Consider the following 14,738-nt stretch of genomic DNA (forward strand, 5'->3'; position numbering starts at 1 on the left):
AATGTTGAGCTCTCCTTTTTGTTATTCATTTAATAAGTTTTCGATATCATTCATAATTTGACCAGCTTCTTCCCAATCACCATTTGATAGAGCATTTTGATACTCATCGAAAAGCTCAGAGATGTTATTTAGACGTTCTTGAGCTTCTTCGCTAGCAATTGGAGGTGTTTGTTCTTCGTTTCCTTCTTGATCAGTTTCACTTGCTCCAGTTCCCTCTCCGTCTTGGTTTTCAAGATCTTCAGGCATGTTTGTAGGAGCACCGCGTTCAATTCGGTCAACTAATTCTTCTAAAGCGTCATCAAATGTAGCTTCCATGACAATATAATCACCAAAAGCTACGATTACTTGCTTCACTTCTGGTAATGATGTTTCATTAGAAGACTCGATATAAATCGGCTCTACATACATGACAGTGTCTTCGATTGGGATTGTTAATAGGTTACCACGAATGACACTTGAGCCACCCTGTGACCATAAGTTTAATTCTTGTGAAATAACGCTATCCTGATTAATACGGTTTTCAATTTGTTGAGTTCCGTAAATATTGCGTTGTTTTGGAAACTCATAGACCACTAATTCACCATAGTTGTCACCATCGTTTCTTGCACCCATCCAAGCAATCATATTTTGTCGGTTTTTAGGGGTATAAGGTGACATGAGTACAAATTCTTCCTCATCATTTCCTGGCAGTGCCATTGTGACATAATAAGGTTCCATCGTAATATCCTGATCAAAATACCGTTCAGTTGAGAATTCCCAGCGGTCTTCACGGTTATAAAATACTTCTAAATCATTCATATGATAAGTTCCGTAAATGTCCGATTGAATTTCGAATAAATCAACCGGGTAACGGAAATGTTTTTCAATATCTTCAGGTATTTCTCTAGTGAATAATTGTGGGAACATATTTTCATATGTCTTCAGCAATGGATCTTCATCATCGACAACATAGAAATCGACTTCACCAGAATAAGCGTCAACAGTTACTTTAACAGAGTTGCGGATATAATTATCTTCACCATTATGTCTCTCAGAATATGGGTGATTTCCTGATTTCAAATATGCATCGATTACCCAAACGAGTGAACCATCATCGCGAACCACGATATAAGGATCTTGGTCATAGTCTATAAATGGCACAATTCGCTCAACACGCTCTTCGATATTTCGAGTTGCCAGTAGCTGGCTTTCGTCAGTGAGTTGATCAGACGTAAACATTCTAAATGACCCTTCACTGATTGAGAATAAGGCACGATTGATACCTGCTAATGAAATACCAGTATCTTCACTAAAACGATAAGATTGGTTGCTATCACCCATTGGATAATCAAATTCATCTACTTGAGTGTTAACCATCACGTTCTGAGCTTGTTCTTCACCGAAATAAATCTGTGGTCGCGTAATATCGACTTCACCTTCTGCAGGTATATCTTGAACTAAATATTCCGGTTGTCCTTGTGATGTTATTTCATTAACTTGGCTCATCGTTACCCCATAGCCATGAGTATACCGTAATTTTTCATTTCGCCAAGTTCTTGCTTGGTCAGGCAAGTCTGATGTGTTTAATTCACGGGTACCGACAAAAACCTGTTGATAATCACCATTAATTTCATAACGGTCAATATCGACATCATTAAATTCATAATAATTACGGAATGTTTGTAATTGGTTATAAACGTCTAGTAGAGGACGTGAATCATTGATACGCACATTTTCGATTGTATCTTGATTTCGATCAATCATGTCCTGATCTAGGCTGCGAGATCCTGGGTGATCTTCTACAGTAATATCGTTTAAATCATAAGCATCAAGTGTTAAATCAAGGTTATGCTGTAAATAAGGCTCCTCACGATTGAATTCATTTGGGGAGACCACATAGCTCTGTACAACAGCCGAGACAATTTGACCTGTTAGTGCAACCGTAATATATAGCGCAACAGGAATAACCATCCATGTTAAATTACCTTTAACTAAGGCAGCAATTAAAATCCCGACACCTAATATCGCAATACCGGCTAATATATAAGCTTTAGGGATGTTGATTACATCATCTGTATAACTTAAACCATAAACAACACTTTCTTGAAACCAGTTTACTTGATTAGTTAGAAGGGTATTGTATGGTTCAAGTAGATGATTTAGCGCTATAAATAGGCCGATTAAAGCAACGCTGACACCCAGATGCCATTGAGCTATTCGGCTTTCTCGGTACATGTTGAATACTGAGTAAGCTAGCCCAATTATAACGGTCATAAAGACTGTTAAGCCCAATAGTAAATTAATAACTAATTTGAAAATCGGTAATAAATAAATGTAAAAAGAAAAATCTAAATTAAAATGGGGATCTGTTTGACCAAACGTTTCATAATTTAATGCTTTTAAAGCAGGCTCCCAACCGATCCCTTGAACCATAACGGTTCCTACAGCACCAAAAATTAGAGCGATAAGAAATATTATCGTATAGGCAGATTTTTTCTTTAATAAAATAGGTGGAATTGTTTCTTTGTTTAAGAATTTTATGTAAGCTCGATGTATCCAGAAAAATGTAACATACGCTACTACAAAATAAAGTATAAAACCAATTAAGCCTAGCGAAACTCGACTCATTAATATAGTTGTAAATACTTGTTCGTAACCAACGGACTCCATCCAAATGTATTCAATAATCCAGTTAAAACTTAATAAACCGATAATAATGAATGGAATCAGAATAATACTTAGCCATTTTAGAGGTTTCAACCATTTTGAACCCGATTGTTTCTTTTGATTCGGGTGTTGAAACACATTATCGTCACTCATGTAATCTCCCTCTCACTGTATAGTCCACTGACTATTATACCAAAATAAAGTCGCTGGATATAGTTATAACGTAACAATATGAAATGGTTTTTATGACTTATTTTTATTCGTTACTCATTAAATAGTCGGAAAATGTTTTTTCAATCAGAAGTATTTAGTATAATCGTAAAACACGACAACAATTTAGGAGACTAGTTCATGCGACAACTACATGATTTAATAAAAGAAATTAAGCAACCTGAGCTTATTGAGGCTATGGATAATCCAATAATAGAAGGCCTTGTCGATCACTCCCGGAAAGTGAAAAAGGGTGATTTATTCATAGCAGTTCAAGGATATGAAGCGGATGGTCATCAATTTATTCAAGATGCGATTGATCGTGGAGCAGTTGCTGTAATTGGAGAGAAGAATTTAACAGGTTTTGACGTACCGTATATTAAAGTTGACAATAGTAGACATATATTAGGAGAATTGGCTAAAGTATTTTATGATTATCCATTCGAAGATAAATTAGTTATTGGTGTTACTGGCACTAATGGTAAGACAACGACAAGCCATATGTTGCATCATTTATTAGTCGAATCCAGTTTTCAAGTAGGGTTGATCGGGACGGTTAAATGTGTCATCAATGGTCAGACCTTTACACAAAAGCAAACAACACCGAGTGTCTTAGATTTATATCAACACGTATATGATAGTCAAGATGATATCATGGTAATTGAAGTGTCTTCACATGCTCTTGACCAAAATAGACTTGCAGGTGTCACATTTGACTATGCAATTTTTACGAATTTAAGTTATGAACATTTAGATTACCACTCTGATATGTGGGCTTATTTTGAAGCAAAAAGACAACTGTTTTTACAATTAAAGCCTTACGGACAAGCCTTGATTAATATTGATGATGATTGGGGTAAACAACTTTATGAATGGTTAGAGTCTCATCAATACCATGTTAAACGTATTGGGCAGACATCTGATGCTGATGTAAGATTAATGGATATGGGTTGCAATGAAGGTTGTAACATGACGTTAAAGATTCAGGGGGATTCCTTTTCGATTCATTCGCCACAGTTAGGTTTATATAATTTATATAACTTAGCATTGGCTTTTTCTGTGGCATATGATTTAGTTGAACACCCTCAATTATTAGTGAAAAAGGTTAAAACGTTTTCAGGAGTGCCAGGTAGGTTTGATTTATTAGAAATGAATAATGGTGTTCAAGTTGTCGTTGATTATGCTCACACACCAGATGCTATTAAAGAAGTATTAAAGACAGTTGATATTATAACTTCCGAGAAAATCACGCATATTTTAAGCTTTAAGGCAAACCGTGATGAAGGAAAACGTGATGCAATGGTGAAACATTCTTCAGAACACTCTGACCATATAATATTAACTCAAGGGGATTTGGATGGGTTTGACTCTCTTGAAATGGAAAAGGAATTAAAGGATTTAAGACAGCAATGGTATTCAAATGACATTGACGTTAATGTTGATCGAATTAACGCGATCTATGAATGTATCGAGCAAGCTAAAGCCGGAGATTGCGTTGTTATTACTGGACAGGGACATAAAGTATATGAAGACGACAATAAGTGGGGAACCACAACAGATAGAGAAACTGTACAGTATGTTAATCAATTATTAGCAACTGAATTATCAAAAGAATAATAAAAAAACTCAAGCCAATAATTAGGCTTGAGTTTTTTGTTAGGCGACTTAACGTGAATACCACTCAACGATAAGCGCTTCATTAATTTCTGAAGAAAGCTCAGAACGTTCAGGGTAACGGTTGAAAGTAGCTTCTTTCTTGTCCGCATCTGTTGTAACGTATTCTGGAATAACGTTAGCAGCTTCTAGAGCTTCGTTAATAGCGTCTAGGTTCTGTGATTTCTCACGTACACCAACAACTGTACCAGGTAGTACACGATAAGATGGAATGTCAACGCGACTACCATCTAATGTAATGTGACCATGTGTCACTAGCTGACGAGCTTGTGCGCGTGTGCGAGCGAAACCAGCACGATAAACTAAGTTATCTAAGCGAGATTCAAGGATTTGCATGAAGTTCTCACCATGAACACCACGCATTTTAGCAGCATCGTCAAAGATACGACGGAATTGACGTTCAGTTAATCCGTACATATAACGAAGTTTTTGTTTTTCCTGTAGTTGTAGTCCATATTCAGTAAGTTTTTTACGTTGAGATGGACCATGTTGACCTGGCGCATATGGGCGCTTCTCTAATTCTTTACCTGTACCAGTTAGAGAAATGCCATAGCGACGTGATTTCTTCCATAGAGAGCCTGTGAAACGTGCCACGAGCGTCTCCTCCTTTTTATTTTATTTTGCATAAAATAAAAACAGTGAGTTTCCTGATCTATGCGCATTTTGCTTTCATGTACCTTCGCTCCAGCAGCAGAGAGTTACGCGATACACCTCAATTTGAGGTACAAAATGCAGACCACAGTCATTCCACCGAGGCTGCCTTTTATTTTACACAAACGATATTATAGGATGTGTAGTGAATAAAGTCAAGTCTTATCGTAAATTTATTCTATAAATGCTTTTTAAGTGTTTCAACAAACTGTTCTAAGTAATGCTGATCTGTTTCATCAAAACGCTCTTTGATAGGAGCATCAATATCTAAAACGCCAAAAATCTCATCATTTTGTATAATAGGAACGACAATTTCAGATTGGCTTTGAGCATCACATGCGATGTGGCCAGGGAATTGATGGACATCAGGCACTAGTTGCGTCGCCCGTTCTTGGGTAGCTGTCCCACAAACACCTTTACCATTAGGGATTTTCACACACGCAGGTAAACCTTGGAATGGTCCAAGAACAAGTTCACCATGATTCATTGTGTAAAAACCAACCCAGTTTACGTTATCGAGAAATTGGTTTAATAAGGCGCTAGCATTTGCTAAGTTTGCTGTTACACTATCTTCCCCTTCAAGTAAACTGTCTAGTTGTTTTAATAATTGTTCATAACTTTGTGATTTAGTTCCAGTGTAAGATTGGACTTCAAACATTTAGAAAATCTCCTTTAAAAAATATTTTTAATCATCTATATTAGACAGGATAACAGCTAACATTGTCGAAATTAATAAGTATGGTATTGTCGATTAATTACTCGTGGAGGTGATCTCATGTCTAAGCAATCTAGTCGTGAAAAAATAATGAATGCTGCCATTGAGTTGTTTTATTACAACGGATTTAATGGTACATCTATAAGAGCGATCACTAATCAAGCAAATGTTAATGTGTCATTGATCAGTTATTATTTTAAAAATAAACAAGGCTTACTCGAGCAAGCAACTGTCGATTATTATGAATATTATTTAGAAATGCTTGAATCATTAATAGACGAACACCCTATTTCGACAAAAGATGATTTCTTGAATGTGATAAAGGAAATTATACATTATAAAGAGAAACATTTTCAATTTACATGTTTCATCCAGCGTGAATTAACGTTAGATAATCAATTCATTAGAGAGTTATTTTCAACCTATGTGGCAAAGGAAACATATTACTTCAAAACACTTGTCGAAAAAATAACGGAGCGAGTACAAGCAAATAAGATGGAACAAGAAGCATTCTATTTACAGTTTAAGAGCTTGATTAATGGTCCATTCATTTACGGAAATGAGTGGAAACGAGAATATGAGTGGGATGATAGTAGGGGAGTGTTTATCCAATCGTATATTAATTTGTTAAATCAATGGTTTTCACCTTTATTAGCAGAATAAATGCTATATAAAGAAATTTTTATAAATTGACATTTTTTTAGCCAAATCGGGTTAAATCGTGATATGATTGGGTATATAAGTATATGATCGGAAAAGTGTTAGGGGGCTTTTGATGGAATACATAATAGGAATAATCATACTCATAATTGCCTTTATCTTAGTTGGAGTCGTAGCACGAAAAAAAGTTTATAACAAAGTCGACGCACTTGAAACGTGGAAAGTAAAGCTCATGAATCGTCAAGTAGCTGATGAACTCGGTAAAGTTGGCCATCTTAATTTAACAGGCGAAACAGAAGAGTTGTTTGAATCGTGGCGAAATGAATGGGACGACATTAATGATCACGTGTTTACTGAAGTGGAAGAATATTTATTAGACGCGGAAGAAGCTGCAGAAAAATACAAATTCGGTAAGGCTTCACGTAGTTTGAAAGCTGTTGAGCAAAAGCTCTCTAAAGTCGAAAAAACAATCGATGATATTTTTGATGAAGTCGACCGACTATTACATTCAGAACAGGATAGTCGAGAAGAAGCTGAGAAGTTGCAGCCTATGATCTCAGAAACGAGAAAAAAGGTTTTGCAAAATGGCTATCAACTTGGGAAAGCTGAAGTTGTGTTTGAAGTTGAACTTGATGAATTGCAACAAGAAATGGCGCGGTATGAGGAATTAACAACAGAAGGAAACTATTCCGATGCCTTAGAGTTGATACATAATGTGAAAGCACGGTTGACTGAATTAAACCGTAAAGTAGAAACATTTCCTGAATGGTACCGTTTATGTAAACACACTTTACCTGAAGAATTGGATCAGTTGCATAATGGCTTGAAGGAAATGAAAGATGATGGTTATCGTGTACAGCATTTAGGTATCGAAATAGAGATTCAAACTCACCATGAAACATTATTAGCCGTTGTAGAGCAACTAAATAAAGGTAAAGATGATGATGTACAAGAGAAAATCGAACAAATACAATCAAGAATGGTAGAAATTTACGACCAATTAGAAAAAGAAGCGTTTGATAAAAATTTCGTTATGCAGCGTTATGATTTGCTGGAAAACAAAGTAGAGCAAGCTCGTGAAGCATTTAATGAAACTAAAGAAAACGTGATGATTGTTAAAGAGAATTATCATCTTAAAGATGAAAAGTACGAGAAGCAGTATGAATTAGAAAAAACGCTTGATCAACTTGCTAAAAAGGCGACACGTATTAAGTCTATGATTGAGCATGAAGAACAACCGTATTCAACGATTCGTGCTGATTTAGAAGGTTGGATGGCTGATTTTGAAGAATGGGAAGTAGCCCACCAGCAATTCGCAGATCACCTTTACAATTTACGCAAGGACGAGTTAAGTGCTCGTGAAAAAATTGATCAATTAAAACAACGAATTAGTCATGTGCGTCAGAGATTATACAAAAGTAATTTGCCAGGTGTTCCTAATTACATTGTTGACTTAATTAATCAGGCGACTGATTTAGTTGACAAAGCTAATCAATCCTTGAATGTACAACCATTAGATGTTGATGAAGTTTCGAATACATTAGAAGAAGCAGATAAGAATGTGGAAAGAGCGGTTGAGCAAACGGACTTATTAATTGAACAAGCGCAGTTAGCAGAGTATGTCATTCAATATGCGAACCGATACCGTAGCAGTTATCCTGTTTTAGCAGCCAAAATCGCAGAAGCAGAAGACCAGTTCAGACATAATGACTATGAGTTAGCGTTAGAACAAGTAGGAACTGCCTTAGAAGAGATTGAGCCAGGTGCTGTTAAAAGAATTGAAGAACAATTGAAGATCACTGCATCATAGAGAGGAAGTGATTTAGTTTTGGATCGTTTCATCATCATTTTAAGTTCAGTATTGTTTGTTGTCACATGGACCGTTGTGATTGTTTTATTTGTTCAAGAATCAAAAACGACTTATGTTGCACAAGATCATTTTATTTCCGAGGAAATATCTTTATCCGACAAATCAAATGATTCTTTGTGGGCTTTACATAGTCATCATTTGCAGTTGGCACAGAAAGAAACCAATGCATCAAATGATTTAGTTGCAAATAGAGCATCTTTTAATGCGAGTCAATTGAAAGACGAATTTCAATCTATTGATGATTCATCCCTAGATTCTTGGCGTAAGTATTTTAATGATGAAGAAGATCAAAAAACGATTTCGATCAATGAATTATTAAATATTTTTGGTCAAGCTAACGAAGCTGTCTCCGAATCATAAAGGGAGACAGCTTCTTTTTAAATTGTTTTCTATTTGCTGTTACATTGAACATTGTGGTAATATAATTTGATGGAAATGCGGACGACTAAAGGAGATAGTTAACCATGATTTATTTAGACAATAGTGCTACAACAAAACCATATGATGAAGTGGTTGATACCTTTCAAAAAGTAGCGACGACTTATTTTGCAAACCCATCATCGATCCATGCTTTAGGTGGTGAAGTTGAAGCACTTTTGACTAAATCCAAAGAACAAATAGCATCATTATTAAAGATTAAACCAAATGAAGTCATTTACACATCAGGTGGTACAGAAAGCAATAATTTGGCAATTAAAGGCACAGCTCATGGTTACCAAAGTCGTGGCAACCATTTAATCACTTCAAAAGTTGAACACCCGTCGGTCTTAGAAACATTTCGTTATTTAGAAACACAAGGTTTTACAGTCACTTATTTATCAGTAGATGAATCGGGTCATATTTCCTTAGAAGAATTAAAAGAAGTAATCACTAATGAAACCATTTTAGTAAGTCTCATGCATGTTAATAATGAAATAGGTACTATTCAACCGATTGAACAGGTTGCTGATTTATTAGCAGAATACCCAAAAATTGTCTTTCATGTTGATCATGTACAAGGTTTTGGTAAACTTTCATTACCTTATCACCATCCTCATCTTGATTTAGTGACTATATCAGGGCATAAAATTCATGGATTAAAAGGTTCAAGCTGTTTAATTAAAAAAGAACATATTCATTTAACGCCACTTCAACATGGTGGTGGTCAAGAACATGGTGTGAGACCAGGAACAGAGAATATAGCAAGTGCTGTTTCTTTAGCAAAAGCAATGCGTATTGCGAAAGAAAACGAACATTCATATCAGAAACTGGCATTATTGCACGAGACCTTAGTAAATGAGTTGACAAAATATGACAACGTGAAGATTAATTCTCCTCAAAGTGGCGCATCTCATATTTTGAACTTCTCCGTCCAAAACTTTAAACCAGAGGTCTTGATTCATGCGTTGAAAGAAGAAGGTGTGATTGTCTCTACTAAATCTGCCTGTTCTTCTAAAGACAATGAAGTCAGTCATGTATTAGAAGCGTGTGGTTTAAGTGATGTCTCTGCTAGTAGTGCCATTCGTGTAAGTATGTCTACTGAACAAAATCAAGAAGAAGTACATTCATTCTTACAAGCTTTTAAAAATGTGATGAATAAATATGAAAAAATAATGGGGTCATAATATGAACTACGATCATATATTAATTCGCTATGGCGAATTAGCATTAAAAGGTAAAAATCAAAAATTCTTTATTAGAACGTTGCGTTCCAATGTACAACAAGCACTAAGTGATTATAAGGGTTTATCGATTAAAGGTCAGCGAGATCACATGTATATTTTGTTAAATGGGGAAGATCCTTATCCAATCATTGAACGTTGCAAAGATATCTTTGGCATTCAATCTTTTAGTTTGGCAATGAAGGTGAATAATGACGAAGAATCAATTAAAGAGGGAACACTTGAAGCAATCAAGAAAGAAGAAGGGGAAACTTTCAAAGTAACTTGCAAACGCCCTAATAAGGAGTTCCCAAAGTCTTCTCAAGAAATGAACCGTTTATTAGGCGGTCATATTCTTCGCAATACTGAAGGTTGGGAAGTTGATGTTCATCAGCCAGATGCTGCGATTCGCGTTGAAATTCGTCATGATGCAACGTATATAACGTCAGGACGAACAGAAGGGAAAGGTGGTCTGCCTGTCGGATCAACTGGTAAGTCATTATTGATGATGTCAGGCGGAATTGATAGTCCTGTTGCAGGTTATTTGACGATGAAACGTGGTGTAAAGCTCGAAGCAATTCATTTTCATTCACCACCCTTCACATCAGAACGTGCTAAGCAAAAAGTTGAGGATTTAGCGCAAAGTCTTACAAAATTCGGTGGAGATGTGACTGTGCACTATGTACCGTTTACAGAATTGCAACAAAAGATCTTTAAAAATGTTCCCGAGTACTATGGTATGACTGTGATGCGCCGAGTGATGATGCGTGTGAGCGAACAACTCGCGAAGCAACATGATATCTTGTCACTGGCGACAGGTGAAAGTTTAGGGCAAGTAGCTAGTCAGACGATGGAAAGTATGAATGCTATTAATGAAGTCACGAATTATCCGATTATAAGACCACTAGTCGCAATGGATAAAAATGAAATTATCAATATCGCAAAAGAGATCGATACTTATGATATTTCAATCCGACCTTATGAAGATTGTTGTACGATTTTTGTTCCTAAACAACCAAAAACACGCCCGAAAAGAGAAAAGATTCTTGAATTAGAAGCGTCAGTTGATTTCACACAAGAAATTAACGAAGCTATTGATCAAGTTGAAACAGTCGTTTATAAAAATAATGCAAATCATAAACAGGATTCATTCGACGATCTGTTGTAATTTCTGGCCTTCCATGATTTGCATAGTATGATTGCCTTCTTGTTATCTCACAATAGGTAACGAGGAGGTGAAAGACATGGCTCAAAACAACTCAAATAACTTAGTTGTACCTGGTGTACAAGCAGCTTTAGACCAAATGAAGACAGAAATTGCACAAGAGTTTGGCGTGCAATTAGGTCCTGATTCAACATCTCGCTCGAACGGCTCTGTTGGTGGCGAAATTACTAAGCGTCTAGTTCAACAAGCACAATCTCAAATGAACCAACAATAGTAGGCAACAATACAATTGAAGCAACGTTTCATATCCAATGTTTCATTGGATCGTGAAATGGAAGAGGTAGTTACTTAGATGTAACTACCTCTTTTCTATAGAATGAATGAAAGCAAAAATAGTGGATCTGTTAAATTTCAATTTATTATAAGCTGATGGTTGTTGAATTGTGAGAAGCGAAGGTGGCGACTCCTGCGTGAATAGCACGAGTCTCGAGACCCCGCAGGAAGCGCTTTTCTTCCGAGGAGGCTCGAGCCGTGCCCGCGGAAAGCGTCCACCGAGAGCGGATCACAATTTCAACAACGGACTTTAACATACCAAAAATAATTTGCGCTATGACAGGTGTTTTCGGTAAAGTATAAGTAACAATATTTTAATGCGTTAATATGAAGGAGAAAAGCGAAATGGGAACATTATGGACAGCAGACAAAATCTATACCATGAAACATGAAAATCATACAGTGGAAGCGATTTATACTAAAAATGGGCTTATTGCTGATATTGGTGACTACCATCAGTTGAAGTCTCAATATCAAGACGTAATTAGTGAAGAACATCATTTAATAGGAACGATGCTACCAGGTTTTATTGATAGCCATTTACATATTATTGGACACGGCGAGCGATTACTACGATTAGATGTGACTTATATTGACTCGAGACAAAAGCTTTTACAACAAGTAGAAGAGGCACTTACCACCATAGAACCAGGCGAGTGGTTAATAGCCGAAGGGTTTAATGAAAATAATTGGGATGAACCTTACGTCATCCATCGTCATGAATTAGATGCGATCTCCACGGAACACCCTATGATCTTAACTCGTGTTTGTCGCCATGCGATGGTTGCTAATTCAAAGGCAATGGAAATCGCAGGGGTTCATGATGATATAGCAGAACCTGATGGTGGCGTAATTGAACGAGATGACACAGGAGAATTGACGGGTTATTTCTTGGACCAAGGTCAGGAATTATTGAAACAAGCAATGCCAGAGCCTGATCAAGCTTATTTAAAAAAGGCGATTACCCAATCAGTAAATGATCTTCTTTCAAATGGAATTGTCAGTGGACATAGTGAAGATTTGAGCTATTACGGTGATTATTCAAAGACGATTAATGCATTTCGTGAAACGATTGGAGTCGATCAACGTTTTCGTGCGCATTTACTTGTTCATCATGAGATCGTTGACGATTATATTGAAGAACAAGGAATCGGGCAAGAACAGGGTGATTGGCTAGAATTCGGTGCCATGAAATTATTTGCTGATGGTGCTCTTGGAGGCCGAACAGCACTAATATCACAACCATATGCGGATGATCCTAAGACAAATGGTGTTGCCATTCATTCTGATCAAGAATTAAAAGAACTGATATTAAAAGCAAGACGGTATAGAATGGCAGTAGCTGTACACACAATTGGAGATTTAGCAGCTGAGAAAGTCTTAAATGTTATTGAAGCTTACCCACCAGAACAAGGTCAAAAGGATCGCATAATCCATGGCCAAATTATGCGACCAGATTTAATTCAACGCATGGCTAAACTTCCAGTCATTATTGACATTCAACCGACATTTGTATCATCAGACTTTCCTTGGGCAATAGATCGGGTAGGTCATCCATTAATTGATTCGTCATACCCTTGGAAAGACTATTTAGATGCAGGCATTTTATGTGGTGGGAGTTCAGATGCGCCGATTGAAGAAATAAACCCATTAAATGGTATAGCCGCAGCCGTTGATCGCCGGTCACAGTTCGATGGTCAGTCTTATTTGACAAGTCAATGTTTATCGATTTTTGAAGCTACTCAACTGTATACAGTCAATGCAGCTAAAATTGTTCAAAAAGAAAATGAACAAGGTGTGCTTCTCCCAAGCTATAAGGCAGACTTTGTGGTGTTAAACAATGATATCTTCCAAAGTTCTCCGGACGTTATTCGCGATTCTCAAGTGAAAGAAACGATTGTGGGAGGTCGCGTTGTATATCTCTCAGATCAATAAATAAAAGCGACTAAATGTTTCATAACCTAATTAATTAGGTTATGAAACATTTTTTGTATAAATATTCCTTTTTGAGACACCTTATAAGTGTCAGGAGCTGATTAGGTTGACGGTATTACTCATCATAGTAGGTTTATTAATACTCATTTGTTGCTTTATGATCTTAACAAAATTGACGTTTCATCTAACCATTACATATGCACATAAACAACAAGATATTTTCATGAAAATGACTTGGATGAACCAGGCAATTTTTAAGCGTACGATTCCACTTATTCAACTAGATGATCACCTATCGCTTAACATAGAAGAAAAGGATCAAATGTGGCACCAACCAACAAAAGAAAAGAAAAAACATTACTCAACAGATGACGTTAAAGAACAAGTCAGCCTTGTTAATCGAGTAGTCGATATCACTCAAGATGTGTTTCCGAGGATCAGGCGATTGTTGAAAGATATGACGTTACACCATTTCTCTTGGTCGAGCGAAATAGGAATGAAAGCAGCTGACCATACAGCTGTGCTTGTAAGTATTACAAATGTTTTAAAAAGTGTTGGGTGTCGGACTTTAGCACAATTATTACAAAGCCAAGAACATTTGGAGTATCACGTAACACCTAACTATCAAAGAGCTTTGTTTAAAACCCATTTTGAATGCATAATTTCAATTCGAATTAGCCATATTATTCGTAATGCTTTTTCGATAGTGTGGCAATATTATAAATTAAAGAGGTGGAATTCTAATGAGCGAACATCCTATTCATAATATGATGGAAACAGCCATGGAAAGTTTAAAAGACATGATTGATGTGAATACGATTGTCGGTGATCCGATTGAAACACCTGATAAGTCAACTGTTATTCTTACCGTATCAAGAGTTGGTTTTGGGTTTGCTTCAGGAGGTAGTGAATTTCAAACATCATCGCAACAGCAAGACTCTCAATCCCAGCAAGAACTGCCTTATGGTGGTGGTGCTGGTGGAGGTGTTTCTATTACACCGATTGCATTTTTGATTGTAAGAGCACATGATGTCCAAATGGTTCATTTAGATGAAAATACACATATTGTTGAGAAATTGATTGATTTAGCACCACAAGCTGTGGAAAAAATCCAATCTTTATTTAATGAATCGAACCAGAATCAACATTCACAATCAACCTCAACCCCTGAATAATTCTTTAACTGTCAAAGTCCTTTCATCTTTGCTAAAATAAGACTGTATTATGATTCACGGAGGG

At 36.5% G+C, this 14,738-nt stretch carries 13 protein-coding genes; 10 read left to right on the plus strand and 3 right to left on the minus strand.

The window, feature by feature from the left end; translation table 11 throughout:
- Positions 1 to 21 precede the first annotated feature (21 nt).
- A complete protein-coding gene (locus J2S77_RS10670) occupies positions 22 to 2,799 on the minus strand; it encodes a UPF0182 family membrane protein (RefSeq protein ID WP_306977197.1) in 2,778 nt (925 codons plus the stop codon).
- Positions 2,800 to 2,997: 198 nt separating this feature from the next.
- On the opposite strand from J2S77_RS10670, the gene J2S77_RS10675 reads away from it, so the two are divergent.
- Entirely contained in the window at positions 2,998 to 4,473 is a 1,476-nt protein-coding gene (locus J2S77_RS10675; RefSeq protein ID WP_306977198.1) for a UDP-N-acetylmuramoyl-L-alanyl-D-glutamate--2,6-diaminopimelate ligase, read from the plus strand.
- A gap of 48 nt (positions 4,474 to 4,521) precedes the next feature.
- Here the strand turns inward: J2S77_RS10675 and rpsD are convergent, their stop codons facing one another.
- Together rpsD and msrC are read right to left on the minus strand one after the other, a co-directional pair.
- Entirely contained in the window at positions 4,522 to 5,124 is a 603-nt protein-coding gene (gene rpsD / locus J2S77_RS10680; protein ID WP_306977199.1) for a 30S ribosomal protein S4, read from the minus strand.
- Positions 5,125 to 5,359: 235 nt separating this feature from the next.
- Positions 5,360 to 5,839: a free L-methionine (R)-S-oxide reductase MsrC gene (gene msrC, locus J2S77_RS10685; protein WP_306977201.1), complete on the minus strand. Its 480-nt coding sequence runs from the start codon at positions 5,837 to 5,839 to the stop codon at positions 5,360 to 5,362.
- A 117-nt stretch (positions 5,840 to 5,956) separates the two neighbouring features.
- On the opposite strand from msrC, the gene refZ reads away from it, so the two are divergent.
- The 9 genes from refZ (at position 5,957) to ytfJ (ending at position 14,674) form a co-directional block, all read left to right on the plus strand.
- On the plus strand, positions 5,957 to 6,559 hold the full coding sequence (gene refZ / locus J2S77_RS10690) for a forespore capture DNA-binding protein RefZ (RefSeq protein ID WP_306977203.1): 603 nt from the start codon (positions 5,957 to 5,959) through the stop codon (positions 6,557 to 6,559).
- Positions 6,560 to 6,671: 112 nt separating this feature from the next.
- Complete coding sequence (ezrA, locus tag J2S77_RS10695) at positions 6,672 to 8,366, plus strand: septation ring formation regulator EzrA (protein WP_306977205.1); 1,695 nt, start codon at positions 6,672 to 6,674, stop codon at positions 8,364 to 8,366.
- A gap of 18 nt (positions 8,367 to 8,384) precedes the next feature.
- Positions 8,385 to 8,786 carry a hypothetical protein gene (locus J2S77_RS10700; RefSeq protein ID WP_306977206.1) on the plus strand — a complete coding sequence of 134 codons (402 nt, stop codon included), beginning with the start codon at positions 8,385 to 8,387 and terminating at the stop codon, positions 8,784 to 8,786.
- Positions 8,787 to 8,890: 104 nt separating this feature from the next.
- Positions 8,891 to 10,030: a cysteine desulfurase family protein gene (locus J2S77_RS10705; RefSeq protein ID WP_306977208.1), complete on the plus strand. Its 1,140-nt coding sequence runs from the start codon at positions 8,891 to 8,893 to the stop codon at positions 10,028 to 10,030.
- A 1-nt stretch (position 10,031) separates the two neighbouring features.
- Positions 10,032 to 11,234, plus strand: coding sequence for a tRNA uracil 4-sulfurtransferase ThiI (thiI, locus tag J2S77_RS10710; protein WP_306977210.1), 1,203 nt, complete (start codon positions 10,032 to 10,034; stop codon positions 11,232 to 11,234).
- Positions 11,235 to 11,310: 76 nt separating this feature from the next.
- Positions 11,311 to 11,505 carry an alpha/beta-type small acid-soluble spore protein gene (locus J2S77_RS10715; RefSeq protein ID WP_306977212.1) on the plus strand — a complete coding sequence of 65 codons (195 nt, stop codon included), beginning with the start codon at positions 11,311 to 11,313 and terminating at the stop codon, positions 11,503 to 11,505.
- Between the two features lie 404 nt (positions 11,506 to 11,909).
- Positions 11,910 to 13,499, plus strand: coding sequence for an amidohydrolase (locus J2S77_RS10720; RefSeq protein ID WP_306977214.1), 1,590 nt, complete (start codon positions 11,910 to 11,912; stop codon positions 13,497 to 13,499).
- Positions 13,500 to 13,605: 106 nt separating this feature from the next.
- A complete protein-coding gene (locus tag J2S77_RS10725) occupies positions 13,606 to 14,265 on the plus strand; it encodes a hypothetical protein (protein ID WP_306977217.1) in 660 nt (219 codons plus the stop codon).
- Positions 14,243 to 14,674 carry a GerW family sporulation protein gene (gene ytfJ, locus J2S77_RS10730; protein ID WP_306977219.1) on the plus strand — a complete coding sequence of 144 codons (432 nt, stop codon included), beginning with the start codon at positions 14,243 to 14,245 and terminating at the stop codon, positions 14,672 to 14,674. Before J2S77_RS10725 ends, ytfJ begins: the two co-directional genes overlap by 23 nt.
- Positions 14,675 to 14,738 lie beyond the last annotated feature (64 nt).

Origin of the sequence: Alkalibacillus salilacus (assembly GCF_030812915.1) — a bacterium.
In the GTDB taxonomy this organism is placed as follows: domain Bacteria; phylum Bacillota; class Bacilli; order Bacillales; family Alkalibacillaceae; genus Alkalibacillus; species Alkalibacillus salilacus.

Excerpts from the sequence above, each read along its gene's own strand:
- J2S77_RS10670 (WP_306977197.1), bottom strand. The coding sequence starts at position 2,799 with ATGAGTGACGATAATGTGTTTCAACACCCGAATCAAAAGAAACAATCG.
- J2S77_RS10675 (WP_306977198.1), top strand. The coding sequence starts at position 2,998 with ATGCGACAACTACATGATTTAATAAAAGAAATTAAGCAACCTGAGCTT.
- msrC (WP_306977201.1), bottom strand. The coding sequence starts at position 5,839 with ATGTTTGAAGTCCAATCTTACACTGGAACTAAATCACAAAGTTATGAA.
- refZ (WP_306977203.1), top strand. The coding sequence starts at position 5,957 with ATGTCTAAGCAATCTAGTCGTGAAAAAATAATGAATGCTGCCATTGAG.
- ezrA (WP_306977205.1), top strand. The coding sequence starts at position 6,672 with ATGGAATACATAATAGGAATAATCATACTCATAATTGCCTTTATCTTA.
- J2S77_RS10705 (WP_306977208.1), top strand. The coding sequence starts at position 8,891 with ATGATTTATTTAGACAATAGTGCTACAACAAAACCATATGATGAAGTG.
- thiI (WP_306977210.1), top strand. The coding sequence starts at position 10,032 with ATGAACTACGATCATATATTAATTCGCTATGGCGAATTAGCATTAAAA.
- J2S77_RS10715 (WP_306977212.1), top strand. The coding sequence starts at position 11,311 with ATGGCTCAAAACAACTCAAATAACTTAGTTGTACCTGGTGTACAAGCA.
- J2S77_RS10720 (WP_306977214.1), top strand. The coding sequence starts at position 11,910 with ATGGGAACATTATGGACAGCAGACAAAATCTATACCATGAAACATGAA.
- ytfJ (WP_306977219.1), top strand. The coding sequence starts at position 14,243 with ATGAGCGAACATCCTATTCATAATATGATGGAAACAGCCATGGAAAGT.